This is a genomic window from Ferrovibrio terrae, assembly GCF_007197755.1.
Taxonomy (GTDB): Bacteria; Pseudomonadota; Alphaproteobacteria; order Ferrovibrionales; family Ferrovibrionaceae; genus Ferrovibrio; species Ferrovibrio terrae.
Genome location: NZ_CP041636.1, coordinates 1,010,614 through 1,026,366, shown reverse-complemented (window position 1 = coordinate 1,026,366; position 15,753 = coordinate 1,010,614). Strand labels below are relative to the sequence as shown.

15 protein-coding genes are annotated in these 15,753 nt (G+C 63.4%); 10 read left to right on the top strand and 5 right to left on the bottom strand.

All coding sequences use genetic code 11. From position 1 onward, the window contains the following. Positions 1 to 10 precede the first annotated feature (10 nt). Together FNB15_RS04920 and FNB15_RS04915 are read right to left on the bottom strand one after the other, a co-directional pair. The gene (locus tag FNB15_RS04920; RefSeq protein ID WP_144067641.1) at positions 11 to 376 is read right to left on the bottom strand and encodes a hypothetical protein; all 366 of its coding nucleotides are present in this window, start codon (positions 374 to 376) and stop codon (positions 11 to 13) included. Beyond that, the gene (locus FNB15_RS04915; protein ID WP_144067640.1) at positions 373 to 1,470 is read right to left on the bottom strand and encodes an AraC family transcriptional regulator; all 1,098 of its coding nucleotides are present in this window, start codon (positions 1,468 to 1,470) and stop codon (positions 373 to 375) included. The genes FNB15_RS04920 and FNB15_RS04915 overlap by 4 nt, the downstream gene beginning before the upstream one ends. Positions 1,471 to 1,559: 89 nt before the next feature. Here FNB15_RS04915 and FNB15_RS04910 point away from each other — a divergent pair, with 89 nt between their 5' ends. From FNB15_RS04910 to FNB15_RS04900, 3 genes are read left to right on the top strand one after another with little or no spacing between them, the layout of a single operon-like run. Then, complete coding sequence (locus FNB15_RS04910; RefSeq protein ID WP_144067639.1) at positions 1,560 to 2,477, top strand: bile acid:sodium symporter family protein; 918 nt, start codon at positions 1,560 to 1,562, stop codon at positions 2,475 to 2,477. Next, positions 2,474 to 3,418, top strand: coding sequence for an NAD-dependent epimerase/dehydratase family protein (locus FNB15_RS04905; protein WP_144067638.1), 945 nt, complete (start codon positions 2,474 to 2,476; stop codon positions 3,416 to 3,418). Before FNB15_RS04910 ends, FNB15_RS04905 begins: the two co-directional genes overlap by 4 nt. Continuing rightward, entirely contained in the window at positions 3,415 to 4,689 is a 1,275-nt protein-coding gene (locus tag FNB15_RS04900; protein ID WP_144067637.1) for a flavin-containing monooxygenase, read from the top strand. The genes FNB15_RS04905 and FNB15_RS04900 overlap by 4 nt, the downstream gene beginning before the upstream one ends. A 3-nt stretch (positions 4,690 to 4,692) precedes the next feature. On the opposite strand, the gene nth is transcribed toward FNB15_RS04900, so the two are convergent. Further along, positions 4,693 to 5,340, bottom strand: a complete 648-nt coding sequence (gene nth, locus FNB15_RS04895; RefSeq protein WP_144067636.1) for an endonuclease III — start codon at positions 5,338 to 5,340, stop codon at positions 4,693 to 4,695. A gap of 44 nt (positions 5,341 to 5,384) precedes the next feature. On the opposite strand from nth, the gene FNB15_RS04890 reads away from it, so the two are divergent. From FNB15_RS04890 to FNB15_RS04870, 5 genes are all read left to right on the top strand, one after another. Next, positions 5,385 to 6,056 carry a ribonuclease T2 family protein gene (locus FNB15_RS04890; protein WP_144067635.1) on the top strand — a complete coding sequence of 224 codons (672 nt, stop codon included), beginning with the start codon at positions 5,385 to 5,387 and terminating at the stop codon, positions 6,054 to 6,056. A gap of 123 nt (positions 6,057 to 6,179) precedes the next feature. After that, positions 6,180 to 8,348, top strand: coding sequence for a methyl-accepting chemotaxis protein (locus tag FNB15_RS04885; protein ID WP_144067634.1), 2,169 nt, complete (start codon positions 6,180 to 6,182; stop codon positions 8,346 to 8,348). 237 nt (positions 8,349 to 8,585) lie between these two features. Further along, the gene (locus FNB15_RS04880; protein ID WP_144067633.1) at positions 8,586 to 9,416 is read left to right on the top strand and encodes a hypothetical protein; all 831 of its coding nucleotides are present in this window, start codon (positions 8,586 to 8,588) and stop codon (positions 9,414 to 9,416) included. 6 nt (positions 9,417 to 9,422) lie between these two features. After that, positions 9,423 to 9,812 (top strand): STAS/SEC14 domain-containing protein, encoded by a 390-nt coding sequence (locus tag FNB15_RS04875; protein WP_144067632.1) that lies wholly within the window; start codon positions 9,423 to 9,425, stop codon positions 9,810 to 9,812. Positions 9,813 to 9,920: 108 nt separating this feature from the next. Then, complete coding sequence (locus tag FNB15_RS04870) at positions 9,921 to 11,210, top strand: hypothetical protein (RefSeq protein ID WP_144067631.1); 1,290 nt, start codon at positions 9,921 to 9,923, stop codon at positions 11,208 to 11,210. Between the two features lie 7 nt (positions 11,211 to 11,217). On the opposite strand, the gene FNB15_RS04865 is transcribed toward FNB15_RS04870, so the two are convergent. Then, the gene (locus tag FNB15_RS04865) at positions 11,218 to 11,871 is read right to left on the bottom strand and encodes a glutathione S-transferase family protein (protein WP_246068792.1); all 654 of its coding nucleotides are present in this window, start codon (positions 11,869 to 11,871) and stop codon (positions 11,218 to 11,220) included. Positions 11,872 to 12,045: 174 nt separating this feature from the next. Between FNB15_RS04865 and FNB15_RS04860 the strand changes: the two genes are divergently transcribed. Both FNB15_RS04860 and FNB15_RS04855 read left to right on the top strand, forming a co-directional pair. Beyond that, positions 12,046 to 13,272: a polyhydroxyalkanoate depolymerase gene (locus FNB15_RS04860; RefSeq protein ID WP_144067629.1), complete on the top strand. Its 1,227-nt coding sequence runs from the start codon at positions 12,046 to 12,048 to the stop codon at positions 13,270 to 13,272. Between the two features lie 412 nt (positions 13,273 to 13,684). Beyond that, positions 13,685 to 15,331: a DNA cytosine methyltransferase gene (locus FNB15_RS04855; protein ID WP_144067628.1), complete on the top strand. Its 1,647-nt coding sequence runs from the start codon at positions 13,685 to 13,687 to the stop codon at positions 15,329 to 15,331. On the opposite strand, the gene FNB15_RS04850 is transcribed toward FNB15_RS04855, so the two are convergent. Further along, complete coding sequence (locus FNB15_RS04850; RefSeq protein WP_144067627.1) at positions 15,320 to 15,730, bottom strand: very short patch repair endonuclease; 411 nt, start codon at positions 15,728 to 15,730, stop codon at positions 15,320 to 15,322. The genes FNB15_RS04855 and FNB15_RS04850 overlap by 12 nt on opposite strands. Positions 15,731 to 15,753 lie beyond the last annotated feature (23 nt).

Sequence of the window (15,753 nt, the reverse complement as noted above, 5' to 3'; positions counted from 1 at the left end):
GCAAGTTGTCTTAAAGCAGAAACTCGGCGCGGAAGTCGCTGTAAGACAGCACGCGCAGCTTCGGCGCCTGTACAGCGAGCCGCTGCGTCAGTTCCCTGTCGTCCGTCACCAGCAGGTCGCAATGCTCGGCCGCCGCCTTGCCGATGATGCTGTCGCGTGCGGCATCCCAGTCGGCGGAAACCTCGGCTGTTGCGGCATGCAGGGCATGAAATATCTCCAGCAATGCCACGCGCCGCGCCGGATCGGTGATCTGGCGCAGCTCGTCTTCCTGGGCTGCCGTCGTGATGACGCTGAACATCTCGGCTTCGATCCGTTCGGCATCACCGTGCCGCAGGATCGCATCATAGGCGTTGCTGTCGAACATCACGCGCGTCATGGCTGTTCCCTCTCCGCATCACGCCATTGCGATGGCGTCGCACCGGTCCAGCTTTTGAAGGCCCGGTGGAAATTGGCGACATCGGCAAAGCCGAGCCGCGCCGCGATGCCGGCGATGCTGAGCGATGGATCGCCGCGCAGCAGGTCCTTGGCCAGTGCACAGCGCAGCGTGCTCGCTTCGGCCTGGAAACTGGTGTCGCGCTCGGCCAGCCGGCGCTGCAGGGTGCGCGGCGTCAGCCCCAGCGTTTCGGCTGCCGCCTCGATGCCGGGCGATTGGCCGGCCGCAAGTGCCGCGCGCAAGCTGTCGGCCAGCCGGCCGCGCAGCGGATCGTCGTCGTTCAGCCGCGCCAGTTCGGCCTGCACATAGCCTGAGAGCACGGCTTTGAGCCCGGGATTGGCCTGGCGGACCGGCAGGCCGAGCGTATCCGGCCCGAGCAGCAGTGAGTCGTCTTCAGCATTGAAATCCGGCGTCATGCCGAAGATGCGGCGATGCTCGGCCAGACTGTCCGGTGCATCATGACGGAAGCGCACCGCGCGCGGCACGATGGTGGTGCCGCTCAGCCAGCGCGTAAAGGTCAGCGTCGCAGTCAGCACGGCTTCCACGCGCTGGCGGCGGCAGGGCCAGTCGGGATCGAAGGGCAGATACAGCAGGCGAATGCCGGCGTCGGCTTCTTTCCTGGCCGCGAACCGCCCGCCGCCGCCGACCAGCGCCGCGAAACGATCGGCCTGCTCGGCGGCTTCGCCCAGCGTGGCGCAGGTCATCAGCAGCTGGCCCAGCGCATCGAAGGAACCGGGCCGCACCTGCTCGCCGACATGCAGGCCAAGCTGCGCATCGCCGGTCAGGCGCAGGGCCGCCAGCCAGATCGCCGAGACCACGTCATGCGGCAGGCGCGGCGTGTCCGGCAGGTTGGCGGCGAAGCCGGCCTCGGCCAGCACGGCGGCGCTGCCGACCCGGCGCGGCGCATACGCGCTGTCCTGCACCGCATCCAGCAGGGTGCGGACATAGCCGGTGGCAACGCTGCGGGAACTCACGTCCGCGCCCATCTCTTCCTCGGCTTTTGGCGCAACCGGACAGCCGCTGTCGTCTGCGGCCATCGCCCGCTGCGCGTTTCTGCCGCAGAATGACCCAGCAAACCGGCCGAAACAACAGGGCTGGACAGGAGCGCGGGTCCCGGGAGGAAATCATGGCCGACGCGTCCATCGACGCCGTGCTGATCCAGATCGATTCAACCGGCCAGACCATCCTGGGGCTGGTGCTGGCGCTGATCATGTTCGGCGTCGCGCTCGATCTGCGCCTCGGCGATTTCGCCGACGTGTTGCGCCGGCCGCTGGCGCCGCTGACCGGCCTGGCGGCGCAGACCCTGCTGCTGCCGGCGCTGACCTGGGCCATGACCATGATCCTCCAGCCGCAGCCCAGCGTGGCACTCGGCATGATCATCGTCGGTGCCTGTCCGGGCGGCAACCTGTCGAACCTGATCACCCATATGGGTCGTGGCAACACGGCTTTGTCGGTCTGCATGACCGGTCTGTCCAGCGTGGTGGCGATTGTCGCCACGCCGCTCAACATCCTGCTCTGGGCCTCGCTCAATCCCGCCACGGCAGCCTTGCTGCGGCAGGTGAATATCGAGGCCGGACCGTTTCTGGCCCAGACCATCCTGATCCTCGGCATGCCGATGCTGCTGGGCATGGCGCTGGCGCACTGGGCGCCGCAGCTGGCCGCACGCCTGCGCCGGCCATTCCAGATCCTGTCGTGGCTGGTGCTGATCCTGTTCATCCTGGCGACCACGATTGCCAACGGGCGATACCTGCTTACCTTCCTGGCCGACATCATCCCGCTGGTGGTGCTGCACAATGCGGCGGCGCTCGCACTGGGCTGGCTGGCGGCGAAGGCGATCCGCATGAACAGGCCAGATACGCGCGCCGTCACCATCGAGATCGGCATGCAGAATTCCGGCCTCGGCCTTGCGCTGATCCTCAACCAGTTCGATGCGCTGGGTGGCGCGGCGCTGATCGCTGCCGGCTGGGGCATCTGGCATATCGTCTCCGGCGTGCTGCTGGCGACGCTGTGGAAACGCAGCGATGCGCGCGAGGCAACGCCATGAGCAATGCCGGCATTCTCGTCACCGGCGCGGCCGGCTTCATCGGACGCGGGCTGCTGGCGGCGCTGGCAGGTGAAGCAGCGCCGGTGATCGCCTTCGACCTGCGCGAGGTGCCGGCGGCCGAGCGCCTGCCGAATGTCACCTATATCGCCGGCGATATCCGCGATGCCGCGCTCACCGATCACCTGCTGCGGCATCGGCCGCAGTGCGTGGTGCATCTGGCCTCCGTGGTGGCGGCCGGCGGCGACGAGCAGCGCGACTACGAGATCGACGTCAAAGGCACTGAAAATGTGCTGCGCGCCTGCCTGGCTGCCGGCGTGCAGCATCTGGTCGTCACCTCCAGTGGCGCGGCCTATGGCTATCACCCGGACAATCCGGTGCCGCTGCGTGAAAGCGATACCTTGCGCGGCAACGAGGATTTTGCCTATGCGCGCAACAAGCGGCTGGTCGAGGAGCTGCTGGCACGCTGGCGCACCGAGCATCCCGAGTTGCAGCAGACGGTGTTCCGGCCCTGCACCGTGCTGGGGCCGGGCACGGCCAACCAGATCACCGCGATGTTCCGCCGTCCGCTGGTGCTCGGCCTCACCGGTACCGCCACGCCGTTCTCGCTGATCGCCGACAGCGACGTGATCGCGGCTTTGCTCAGGGCGGCGCGCGGCGGCCCGGCCGGCGTATTCAATCTCGCCGGTGACGGCACGCTCAGCCTGGCGCAGATCGCGGCACGCTTGCGCAAACCCTATCTGGCGCTTCCGCCGGCACTGCTGAAGGCAGCGCTGTGGCTGCTGAACCTGCTGGGCGCCACCAGGCTCGGGCCGCAGCATGTGAAGTTCATCCAGTACCGTCCCGTGCTCGACAACGCGCAGCTCAAAAGCGGTTTCGGCTATGTGCCGCAGCTCAATGCCGTCGCGGTGTTCGAACGCTATGCAAAGGCGACCGGCGCATGACGTATCTGGTAATCGGAGCCGGCCCGGCCGGGTTGGCTGCGATGAAAAGCTTCAGACAGGCCGGCCTCGCCGTCGAAGCCGTGGAGCGGCATGCCGATGTCGGCGGGCAATGGCTTTATGGCGCGGAGTCCAGCGCGGTCTATGCCTCGACGCATCTGATCTCGTCGAAAAAAACCACGGCCTTCGCCGATTTTCCGATGCCGGCGGCATGGCCAGCCTATCCCGGCCATGCCCAGGTGCTGCAATACCTGCGCGATTACGCCAGCCATTTCGGCCTCACGCCGCTGATCCGCTTCAACACCTCGGTGCAGGCGCTGGCACGCGACGGCGAGGGCTGGCGCGCCAGCTTCAGCGATGGCAGCACCAGAGATTACGCCGGCGTGGTGATCGCCAACGGCCATCTGACAGATCCGCTGCTGCCGAAGATGCCCGGCGCGTTCAGTGGCCGGGTCATGCATGCCAAGGACTACCGCACGCCGGATATTTTCGAGGATAAAACCGTGCTGGTGGTCGGCATGGGCAATACCGGCTGCGACATCGTGGTCGACGCCATCCATCGCGCCAAACGCGTGCTGTGGAGCGTGCGCGGCGGCAATCACTTTGTGCCGAAATTCATCGCCGGCAAGCCGGCTGACGAGAGCAATCACAAGCCGAGGCGATTCATCCTGCCGAAAAAGCTGCGCGCCATGCTGCATGAGCCGCTGCTGCGCCTGCTGGTCGGCCCGCCCGAACGCTTCGGCCTGCCACGGCCGCAACATCGCCTGTATGATCGCACGCCGATCGTCAATTCCCTGGTGCTGCAGCATCTGGGGCAGGGCGATGTGAGTTTACGCAAGCCGGTCCGCGAATTGCGCGACGAGACTGTTGTCTTCGCCGACGGCGTTGAGGACAAGGTCGATCTGGTGCTGCTGGCCACCGGCTATCGCATCACGTTTCCCTTCCTCGCCGATCTTTCGGCGCTGAACTGGCAGCCGGCGCAGCAGGCGCCGCAACTGCATCTCAACATCTTCCCTCCCGCCGACAACAACCTGTTCGTCGCCGGACTTCTTGAAGGGGCCGGAGTGGGCTGGGCCGGGCGTGCGCTGCAGACCGACCTGATCGCTGCCTATCTGAAGGCGCGTGAGAAAAATCCGGCGGCGGCCTCGGCCTTCCGCGACAGCATTGCGGCCGGCTGCGCGCGGGGCGCAGAAGACCGCGGCGAACACGGCATCTTTGTCGACTTCCTGCAGTACAAGCGCGACCTGCAGGCGGCGATTGCAGCGCTGTCCTGAGGATCAGGCCTCGTCCGGCGCTTTGGTCTTCGGCTTGAAGCTGCAGTCTTCCGCCACCACGCAGCGCCAGCAGTCGGGCTTGCGTGCCTTGCAGATATAGCGGCCGTGCAGGATCAGCCAGTGATGCGCATGCTGGCGGTATTTCGCCGGCACGACTTTCTCGAGCTTCAGCTCGACCTCCAAAGGCGTTTTGCCTTTGGCCATGCCGGTGCGGTTGCCGACGCGGAAGATATGCGTGTCCACTGCGATGGTCGGCTCGCCCCACAGCACGTTCAGCACCACATTGGCCGTCTTGCGGCCGACGCCGGGCAGGTCCTGCAACGCCTCGCGGTCGCGCGGTACCTCGCCGCCATGCCGGTCGATCAGCAGCTGCGACAGCGCGATCACGTTCTTGGCCTTGGCATTGAACAGCCCGATGGTCTTGATGTGCTGCTTTAAACCTTCTTCGCCCAGCTTCAGCATCTGTGCCGGTGTGGTCACCGTCTTGAACAGTTTCTCAGTCGCCTTGTTGACGCCGACATCGGTGGCCTGCGCCGACAGCACCACGGCCACCAGCAGGGTATAGGCGTTGACGTATTTCAGCTCGGTCTGCGGCTCGGGATTGGCAGCCGACAGCGTGGCGAAGAAATGTTCGATCTGGGCGGGCTTCATGAGGGCTTGTGCAACGGGGGCTGGTCGTCGATCTTTAGCCCGCGATGCGACTGAAAGCGATAGGCGGCCTTCTGTTTCTGCTGCTGGCCGTGCCGGACACGGCAGCGGCGCAGCAGCAGTGCCGCCTGCCGGACCGGCTCACCGTGTTGCCCTGTCCCAATCTCGGTCGTGAAGAGGCGCGTGGGCAGAAGAGTGATTTCGACCATTATATCCTGAGTTTCAGTTGGTCGCCGGTCTTCTGTGCCGGTCCGGCGGGCAAGCGGGCGACCCTGCAATGCCGCGACAACCGCTTCGGCTGGATCGTGCATGGCCTGTGGCCGCAATACGCCACGCGCCGGGCGGGGCAGCTCTGGCCGCAATACTGCGGCCCGGTGCAGCCGGTGCCCGAGCCGGTATTGCGCCGGCATCTGTGCAACTCGCCCGATCCGCGGCTGATGCAATGCGAATGGGCCAAGCACGGCAGCTGCAGTGATTTCGCCACGCCAGATGCGTATTTCACCGCCCAGGCCGGGGTTGCAAGCAGGCTGACCCTGCCCGCGCCGCAGCCGGGCCAGTCGGTGCAGGCCTTTACGGCTGCCGTTCTCGCCGCCAACGATGCCTCCCATGGGCATGACCGTCTGGAGCGCCGGCATCTGCGCGTCATTGGCGGTCCTGATGGCATCCGCGAACTGCGCCTCTGCCTGGAGCGTGATCTGGTGCGTTACCGCGCCTGCTGATGTTTTCTATATAAAACCACAGCACGAATAAAAGCGTGTTCATTACGCCCATGACTATTGTTAAGCCCGTGCGCTTGCTGTGAAATCAGGCCTGCAACCGTATGTTGCTGGGAAGGAACCCTGATGTTGAAGCGCTCAATCGCGGCACGGCTCATTGCCGCCATGCTTGGAATCACCTTTGCCGCTATCGCGGTGATCGCCGGCTACATGTTCATCAAGCAGGTGAGTAACGCCGAGGGCGATCTGCGCGACGATCTGCTGGCGAATTACGACGCCGTGCTCGAAGCCATCGATTTCGAAGGTCGCACGGCCTCGAGCGTCAGCAGTGCCCTGGGCGGCCTGCGCGCCTTGCAGGAAGCCGTGGCGAGCGGTGATCGCGCTGCCGGCCTGGCCCTGCTGGCCGAGCCGATGAAGACGGTGCGCGAGCGCGAGGGGATCGGCCTGATCACCATTCAGACTCCCACGGGCGTTGCTTTCCTGCGCGCCCATTCGCCGGCCAACTTCGGCGATAACGTGCTGAGCCGGCGTCAGACGGTGAAGCAGACCATCGACACCGGCAAGCCCCATACCGGCATCGAGCCGGGTCGCGAAACGCTCAGCCTGTTTTCGTCGCATCCGTTGCGCATGGACGGCAAGCTGATCGGCGTGATCGACACCGGCATCGCGTTGGGTGAGGAATTCCTCCAACGCATGAAGCGCCGGCTCAATGTCGAACTCACCATTCATCTGCTCGCTGATGACAAGCTCAGCGTGTATTCCAGCACCTTTGCCGAAAAGACCACGATCAGCGAGACTGAATATCGCGCCGCACTGAATGGCGAGACCGTGCTGCGCCATACCCGTCTGAAGGGTCGCGACAGCGCCACGCTGGCCATGCCACTGAAGAATTTCTCCGGCAAGGCGATTGCCGTGGTCGAGATCGTTGCCGACCGCGAGAAGCAGGCCGCCACGCAGCGCCAGGAATTACTGATCCTGTCGCTGCTCGCCCTGGTCACGCTGCTCGCCACCGGTGCGGTTGCGGTGATCCTGGCCCGCAGCCTGGTGCGTCCGATTGCGGCGATGACTGGCGCGATGCAGACGCTGGCCGGCGGTGACCTGGATAGCGAGATTCCGGCGCGGGATCGCGTCGATGAACTGGGCGCGATGGCAAAGGCGGTGCAGGTCTTCCGCGAACAGGCAGTGGATAACCGCCGCATGTCGGCTGAACGCGCCAGCCAGCGCCAGGCCTACGAAGAGCAGCGCCAGGCCCAGGAGGCCGAGCTGGACCGTTCGATCGGCACCATCGTTGCCGCCGCCGCCGCCGGTGACATGAGCGCGCGGATCGCGGTCGAGAACATGGACGGCGTGATGCGCCGGCTGGGCGATGGCGTCAACACGCTGGTCGCCACCACCGACACGGCGCTGCGTGAACTTGGCCAGGTTCTTGCGCGCCTTGCCGATGGCGATCTCAGCGGTCGCGTGCAGGGCAGCTATGCCGGCGTCTTTGCCGACCTGCAGCAGGCGACCAATCGCATGGCCGAGCGGATCAGCGAAGTGGTGCGCGGCCTGTCAGAGAATGCCGAGGCCGTGAATGCCGCGGCGGCCGAGATCTCCACCGGCAGCCAGGACCTGGCCAGCCGCACGGAATCGCAGGCCGCCAGCATCGAAGAGACGGCCGCCTCGATGCATGAAATCACCGCCACCGTGAAACAGAATGCCGACAATGCCCAAGCTGCCAACCAGCTGGCGACTGCGGCCCGCAGCACGGCCGAGAAGGGTGGCAGCGTGGTGGCAGACGCCGTGACAGCCGTGACGCAGATCGAGGAGAGCGCGCGCAGGATCAGTGACATCGTCGGCCTGATCGACGAGATCGCGTTCCAGACCAACCTGCTGGCACTGAATGCATCGGTCGAAGCGGCCCGTGCGGGTGAAGCTGGCAAGGGCTTTGCGGTGGTGGCGCAGGAAGTGCGCGCCCTGGCGCAGCGTTCGGCCAATGCGTCGAAGGACATCAAGGGCCTGATCCAGGCGTCGAATGCCCAGGTGAAGACCGGCGCCGGCCTGGTGAACCAGACCGGTGGCTCACTGGCCGAAATCGTCGGCGCCATCAAGAAGGTGGCCGATATCGTGGCCGAGATCGCCGCCGCCAGCCGTGAACAGGCCACTGGCCTGGAACAGGTGAACACGGCCGTCGGCAGCATGGACGAAATGACCCAGCGCAACGGCGCCCTGGTCGAGGAAACGTCGGCCTCTGCCCAGGCCCTGGCCGGCCAGGCCAGGCAGTTGGCTCAGCTGGTCGGGTTCTTCCGGCTTTGAAGCTTGTCGGCTCCTTGCAGCGATGGGTGGCGGAAAACCACCATCGCTGCAGGTGCTCCCTTGCTGCATGCGCTTCAGTTACTGGATAGTAATGGCGCGTCTGGGGATAAATTCTGATAGAATCTAATCTGGTACAACACAACCACAGTCACTATTGTGTCCTGCGGGGAAAACAAATCACTCAGTGGTGGTGCGGTGCGCCGATTGGCGGAAGGGGATAGGCTGCGTCAGGAGACCTTGCGTCTTCTGGCCCAGGTCGAAAAGCAGGGCCTCGACATCGCCGAGGCCTATCGCAGTGGCGATGGCGTGTCTGCCGAAGCCAAGGATTTCCGCCGCTTCGTCGAAAAGGTCGATCACTTCAACGTCTTCATCGACCTGGTGGAAGAACGCCTGCCCGGCTTCGAGGAAGAGAAGCGCGCGGCACTGACGCGCCATCTCGTCGATATCCGCTGGCGAATCATCATCGTTGAAGTCGACACCACGCAGATTTTCCTTGTCCGTATTGGCGAGACGCACAAGCCCTGGCCGCTCGGCAGCCGCGAATTCCTGCAGCGCCGCCTCGGCCGCCTCGGCGAGATCAGTGAATATTACGACCGCTTCGGCGAGCAGTATCAGCTGACGCCGCTCAGCGAAGTGATGCTGCGCGCGGTCGAGGAACTGCTGAAGCAGCAGATTGAACGCGCCCCCGCATTGACCGATTTCTCGGATCTGTCTGCCAGCTACGCAGTCCCCGCCGGAGATTTTGTGAAGCCGGAGAAGATGGTGCTGCGGTTGGATCCCGGCAGCGGGCGACGGGCGGCAGAACGTCGTCCGCCGCTTCGCAGCGAGCCGCCGCCGACCTTCCGCATCAAGGAAATGGATGGCCGGTTCTATGCCGAACGTGACGGCCTCGTTGCTGTCAGCGAAATCTGCCGCAATGCGAGCCTCACGCTCGACCAGCTGGCGACGCGCATGGGAGTCAGCCGGCCGTCGCTGGTGCTGATGCTGAACGGCAGCGATCCGATGTCCCGGCCATTCATGGAACAGCTGCAGTCGTTTCTCGGCAAGAACGGCCCGCCGCAGCTTTAAGCGCCCGTGGCGATCACCAGCGAACATCTGGCTTATGAAATCGATGTCGCCGCACGCACGGTGATGGTCGTGTATATCGGCGAGCTCACCGACAACGAGGTGCTCCGCTTCTATGCCAGCCTGATGGCGCAGTATCCCGATGCGCCGAACTACGATTATCTGCTTGATATGCGCTATACCGACTGGCGCGCCACGCCCGAGATGATTGCGCGGCTCGACCAGATCTTCCGCCGTCGTCCCACCGACCATCTGCGCCGCATCGCCATCGTGCGCAAGTCGCTGGCCTCGACCAACATGCGGCAGGAAAAGGTGCTGCATGAAGGCCTCAACAACCGCGCGATCCGCTATTTCTCCGACATGGCCGTGGCGCAGCGCTGGCTGCGAAGCCCACCGTGAGCGGATGATCTTCCGGCTCCGTTCGGCCCGGGTGCGCCGGAACCATTCCGGCATTGCCGGTTTTTCTCTAGTCTGACGTCGCGGCATCCGCTGCAGGAAAGGTCTGTCATGGCGACGATCAGCCGCGAAGCGGCCTTGGCGATGATTGCGCAGGTCGAACGCCAGGCCGGTGTGATCACGCGTCGCTACACCGGCAACGAAGTGATTCTCGATCGCTTCGCGGACTTCCGTGCCTTCATCGACGCGCTCAGCGAATTCCACCTGTTCATCGATATGGTAGAGAACCGGCTCGGCGCCTTCGGGCCCAACGACCGGACGGCCCAGGCGCGGAAACTGGCAACGATCCGCGCCAGCATACTGGCGATGGAGATCGGGACGACCAGTCAGTTCCTCGACCGCATGGTCACGCATGACCGGCCCTGGCCGATGGGCAGCCAGAAATTTCTGCGCCGGCGTCTGACCCGGCTCGACGATATCGCCGGTTTCCATGCCGCGCAGGGCGCGGAGTATCAGCTGGCGCTGCCAGATGCGGCGCTGATGCAGAATATCCGGGAGCGCGTCTCCGGGCAGATGGACAACAGCGTGCCGCTGGCGGATTTCAGTGCCGCCGCGCCGTCGCCAGTAATGCCTGAAGCGCTGACACCCGAGCAGCCAATGCCGGAAGAGCTAGTGCCGCCGGAGACCATCATCGAGCCGCCGCCGCCGCCACAGGCACCGCCAGCCCCGGCGCCGGTCAATCTGGCAAAACCCGCAGCACCTCCATCTGCACAGACGCAGGCCGATGTCATGATCCCCGGCATGATGGGGTTCGGCGCGCCAGTTCCGCCGCCACCTGTGACGCCCTCACCAGCTTCCGAGCCAGCGGCCTCCAAAGCGCCGAAACCGCTTGCGGCCGCGCCGGTGCTGCCTGAGCTGATGATTCCCGGCATGATCATGCCGGCACCGCCCGTACCTGCACCGGCGCCACCAGCACCTGAGTCACCGCCGCCTGTTGCAGCGGCACCTCCGCCGCCAGCGCCGCCGGCGCCGCAGACATCGCCGGTGCCGATGGATTTCGACGCCGACTACGTGTCGAAGAAGGCCCAGGCCGTCGCCAAGCTGGCCGCCAATGCGGCCCCCAGGCCCGAAGCGAAGACGGGCACGCCGGGCCTTGCGCGCCGCGATTTCCGGCTGAAAGTACGCAACGAGGCCGATGGCTACAAATATATCGAAGGCAATGGCCTGGCCGTGATGACCGAAGTCTGCCGCATCGCCAATATCACGATCGACGACATGGCCAAGACGCTGGAGCTGAGCCGCCCGGGTCTGGTGCTGATTCTGAACGGCCGCGATCCGGTCAGCACGGAATTGCTGAAAACGCTACGTCGCCTTGTGCTGCGTACCGGCGGGCTGTCCTGAAACCGGCTCAGAATTCGACGTCGAGTTCGTCGAGATCGTCGGGCTCTGCCTTTGCAGCGGTTACCCACTCTTGCATCACTGGCCAGGCCATCACCGTCTGGCAGTAGGCGGCGCAGGCCGGATCGAGCTTCACGTCATAGGTCAGGAAGCGGGTGCAGACCGGCGCATACATCGCATCGGCCACCGTTGGCTTCGCCCCGAACAGCCAGGGGCCGCCATAGGTGGTGAAACAGTCGCGCCAGATCGAGGCGACGCGATCGATATCGGCCTGCGCGCCGGCCCAGACCTTGAAGCCCGGGTAATGGGCTTTCAGGTTCATCGGCAGCGCCGAGCGCAGGTTCACGAAGCCGGAATGCATCTCGCCCGAGATCGAGCGACAATGCGCACGCTGCACCCGGTCGGCGGGCAGCAGCCCGGTATCGGGGAAGAGTTCGTCGAGATAGGCCGCAATCGCCAGCGTGTCCCAGACCGACACCGCGCCATGGGTCAGCCGGGGCACCAGGAAACTGGGCGACAGCAGCAGCAGTTCGGCCCGGGTGGAGGGATCGTCGCTGGAGAGGATGATTTCCTCGAAATCCAGCCCGGCCATGCGGCAGAGCAGCCAGCCGCGCAGCGACCAGGAGGAGTAATTCTTGCTGCTAATGGTCAGCGTGGCCTGCATCGTCCACATCCCCCTGTCAGGTCCCAGACTTAAGTCTTCTACATATATCTCGCATTGCAGCAAAAACTGCATTAGCTTTTTTAGCCAAGAGGCGTTGGGTCGTCGTTTTGCACTCCGGGGGGGAGGGCACGATCCAGTCGCAACCAGCCGGTCCGGGAAAGCCACCCTGTATTCATGATGTATCTGGCCTACCAGACCCAAGCCAACCTGATGGCGCCGCTGCGCGCCCTGGCCGGACAGGTATTGCCGGGCCTGCAGCAGGCGGCCGGCGACAACCCCTTCCTGCGCGGCTTTGCCGCCGCCGCCGAGATGCTGACCCGGGCAGGCCTGAGCCATGGCCGCCCGCCCTACAACATCGACCAGGTGAAAATCGGCAACCGCAAGGTGGCGGTGACGGAAGAGGCGGCGCATGTCACGCCGTTTGGCACCCTGCTGCATTTCAGGAAGGACTTCGACGCCTCGCAGGCGCATCTGGCTCAGCAGCCGCGCGTGCTGGTGGTGGCGCCGCTGTCGGGCCATTTCGCCACGCTGCTGCGCGACACGGTGGCTGTCATGCTGCCGGACCACGATGTCTATATCACCGACTGGCACAATGCGCGCGACGTGCCGCTGAGCGAAGGCCGCTTCGGCTTCGCGGAATATGTCGATCACCTGATCAAGTTCATGGAAGTGCTCGGCCCGGGCGGGCATATCGTCGCGGTCTGCCAGCCCTGTGTGCAGGCGCTGGTGGCCACCGCGGTGATGTCGGAAGCCAAGCACAAATGCACGCCGCGCTCGATGACGCTGATGGCCGGGCCGATCGACTGCCGCCTCAACCCCACCAAGGTGAATGAGCTGGCGGTGGGCAAACCGATCGAATGGTTCGAGCAGAAGCTGGTTTCCGAAGTGCCGCATGGCCTGCCGGGCGCCGGCCGCCGCGTCTATCCCGGCTTCATCCAGCTCACCGCCTTCATGAGCATGAACATGGACCGCCATGTGAAGGCGCATGCCGAGCTGTTCCAGAATCTGTGGAAGGGCGATGTCGAGCAGGCGACCAAGACCAAGGATTTCTACGACGAATATTTTGCCGTGCTCGATCTCGATGCCGATTTCTATCTCGAGACCGTGCAGTGGGTGTTCCAGGAATATCGCCTGGCCAAGGGCGAACTGACGCATCACGGCAAGCCGGTGAACCCCAAGGCGATCCGCAAGACCGCGCTGCTCACCGTGGAAGGCGAGCGCGACGACATCTGCGCCATCGGCCAGACCATGGCGGCGCATGACCTGTGCACCGGCATCAAGCCCTATATGAAGCGCCACCATCTGCAGGCCGGCGTCGGCCATTACGGCGTGTTCAGCGGCAAGCGCTGGGCCAAGCAGATTTATCCGATCGTCAGGAATACGATTCTGGCGATGGAGTGATGCCGGCAGGCGTCGCCCGCCCCACTGACTGCTGACACTTCACGACAGGGATATCCAGGGGAGCCGCCGGCTGCCCGGTCAGGTTCGTGTGTGTTCGTGGCGGTTCGCGGGCGTTCGTGCGGGTTCGTTTGGTGCTCGATGCGGTTCGTGCGCGTTCGAGTCAGGTCTGTCCGGGACCGAACCGATCCTGCCAGATTTCCGGGATTGCTGACAAATTCTGACACCAGTCGAGTGGTTACGACTGTATGCGAGACATATTCAGGATGATCAAAAAACAGGACGAGACAGACAGGAACAAATATGGTACATCATATTCTCTGATTTGTAAATATCACCGCCCCCATCCTGTGCAGTATTTGCTTCCGCTTTGAATTTAAAAGATAACTTCCCGCGACATGCTGAGCGCGAGCGAATGACGAAAACAATACCGGTCATTGACATTTTTGCCGGTCCGGGCGGACTGGGGGAAGGCTTCACCGGCGCCCACGGTGCTGTGAAGTTTGACGTCCGGCTGTCCTGCGAAATGGACGAAACCGCCTGTCACACCCTGCGGCTCCGGAAATTCTTCCACCTCGCCACCGGTAAAGCCAGGGAAGCCTATTACGAGGCGGTGAAGCACCCGAACCCCGACGGCACGCTCGCCAGACAGTTTCCTGAACTGTGGGCAAAAGCTGCAGCCAGGGTTCTGAATATCAGGCTGGGTGACAACAATCGACGCAATGAACTGCACAGCAAAATAAAAAGCGCGATTGGTGGAGAAAACTTTGTGCTGATTGGCGGTCCGCCATGTCAGGCGTATTCGCTGGTTGGGCGTGCGCGCCGTCTCGGCATTGGCGATACCAGGAAAAATGCAGCAGAGCTGAAGAAACAGCGCGAAGAAGAATTCTATCAGGATGAAAAGCACGGCCTGTACCGCGAGTATCTTGAGATACTCGCAGTTCACGAGCCTGCCGTTTTCGTTATGGAGAATGTGAAGGGCCTGGCTTCCGCGCGGACCGGGGCCGATGCGGCAGCAGGCAGTGTTTCAGAGCTGATACTGCGTGATCTGCAGAATCCTTCAAAAGCGGTCAGCGATAACCCCCACCTGGAAGTGCGGCCCTGGCTCAAGGGGAAAAACGCCCGCTATCGGCTCATTTCACTATCGGCGGAACAAATTGTCTCGCTTGGTCAATCAGACATGTTTGCAGAGAAATCCATTCGAGACTTTGTGCTTCGCAGCGAAGTTTACGGTGTTCCTCAGGCTCGCCATCGCGTCATTATTGTTGGCATCCGTGCCGATCTCACTGGTGAGATTAAACCACTCAAGAAAATGGCCGCGCCAACATCAGCGCGTGCAGTGCTGGAAGCGATGCCGTCGCTGCGCAGCCATCTGTCGAAAGGACTGGATGACGCCGCTGTATGGGTGCAGGCGATCAGAGAGCAGGCCGCCGAAAGACTCACGGGTGCGGGATACGGGTTGGGTATCGCGAACTGGGTCAAGGATATTGCAGGTCTTGCTGCGACGAGAAATTCCGGATCTCAGTGGTACGCCCGCTCGCCTAAGAAGATCAAAGATGCCGAAGCATTGCAGGCTTGGCTGCATGATCCAGAACTGAACGGCATTCTGCAGCATCAGGCCCGCGGACATATGTCCAGCGACCTCGCGCGGTATCTGTTCTGTGCCGCTTATGCCGAAAAGCATGAGCGCTCGCCAAAGCTGAGTGACTGGCCGAGCGGCGAACTGCGTCCGGCCCATCGCAATGTCGTTGTGAATAAGAATGGGCAGCTTGAGGCATCAGGCTTTGCCGATCGCTTCAAGGTACAGGGCATTGGGCGGCAGCCGTCCTCAACCATCACGTCGCATATTGCCAAGGACGGGCATTATTATATCCACTACGACCCCGTTCAGTGCCGCAGCCTGACCGTGCGCGAGGCGGCACGCCTCCAGACATTTCCAGACAACTATTTTTTCTGCGGTAACCGCACCCAGCAATATCACCAGGTTGGCAATGCTGTTCCGTCGTATCTGGCGAAGCAGATCGCCGAGCGGATCGCCGGCTTCCTGAAATCAGCTTTCTGACAGAAAGGCCTGCAGGCGTTCCGTCAGGGCTGCCCGATCTTTAATTTCGCACTCCCAGATCACCAGAGACTTCCAGCCCGCTTCCTGCAGTTTCTGCTGCACCAATGTGTCGCGGGCGATGTTTGCCGTGAATTTCTTCTGCCATTTTTCCGGATTGGTTTTCGGCGTGGTTGTCAGGCGGCATCCTGGATGTCTGTGCCAGAAGCAGCCATGTACAAAAATTGCCTTACGCCGTGAGATAAAGGCGAGGTCGGGTCGCCCAATGACGCTTTTTGAGTTTAGCCGGTAGCGATAGCCGAGCCGCCAGACAATGCGACGAATCGTCTTTTCAATTCCGGTGTCTTTGGCCCGGATCGCCTGCATATTTTGGCGGCGCTGCTCTGAGGTCAGTACATCCATAATCTGTTGATAATGATAATATT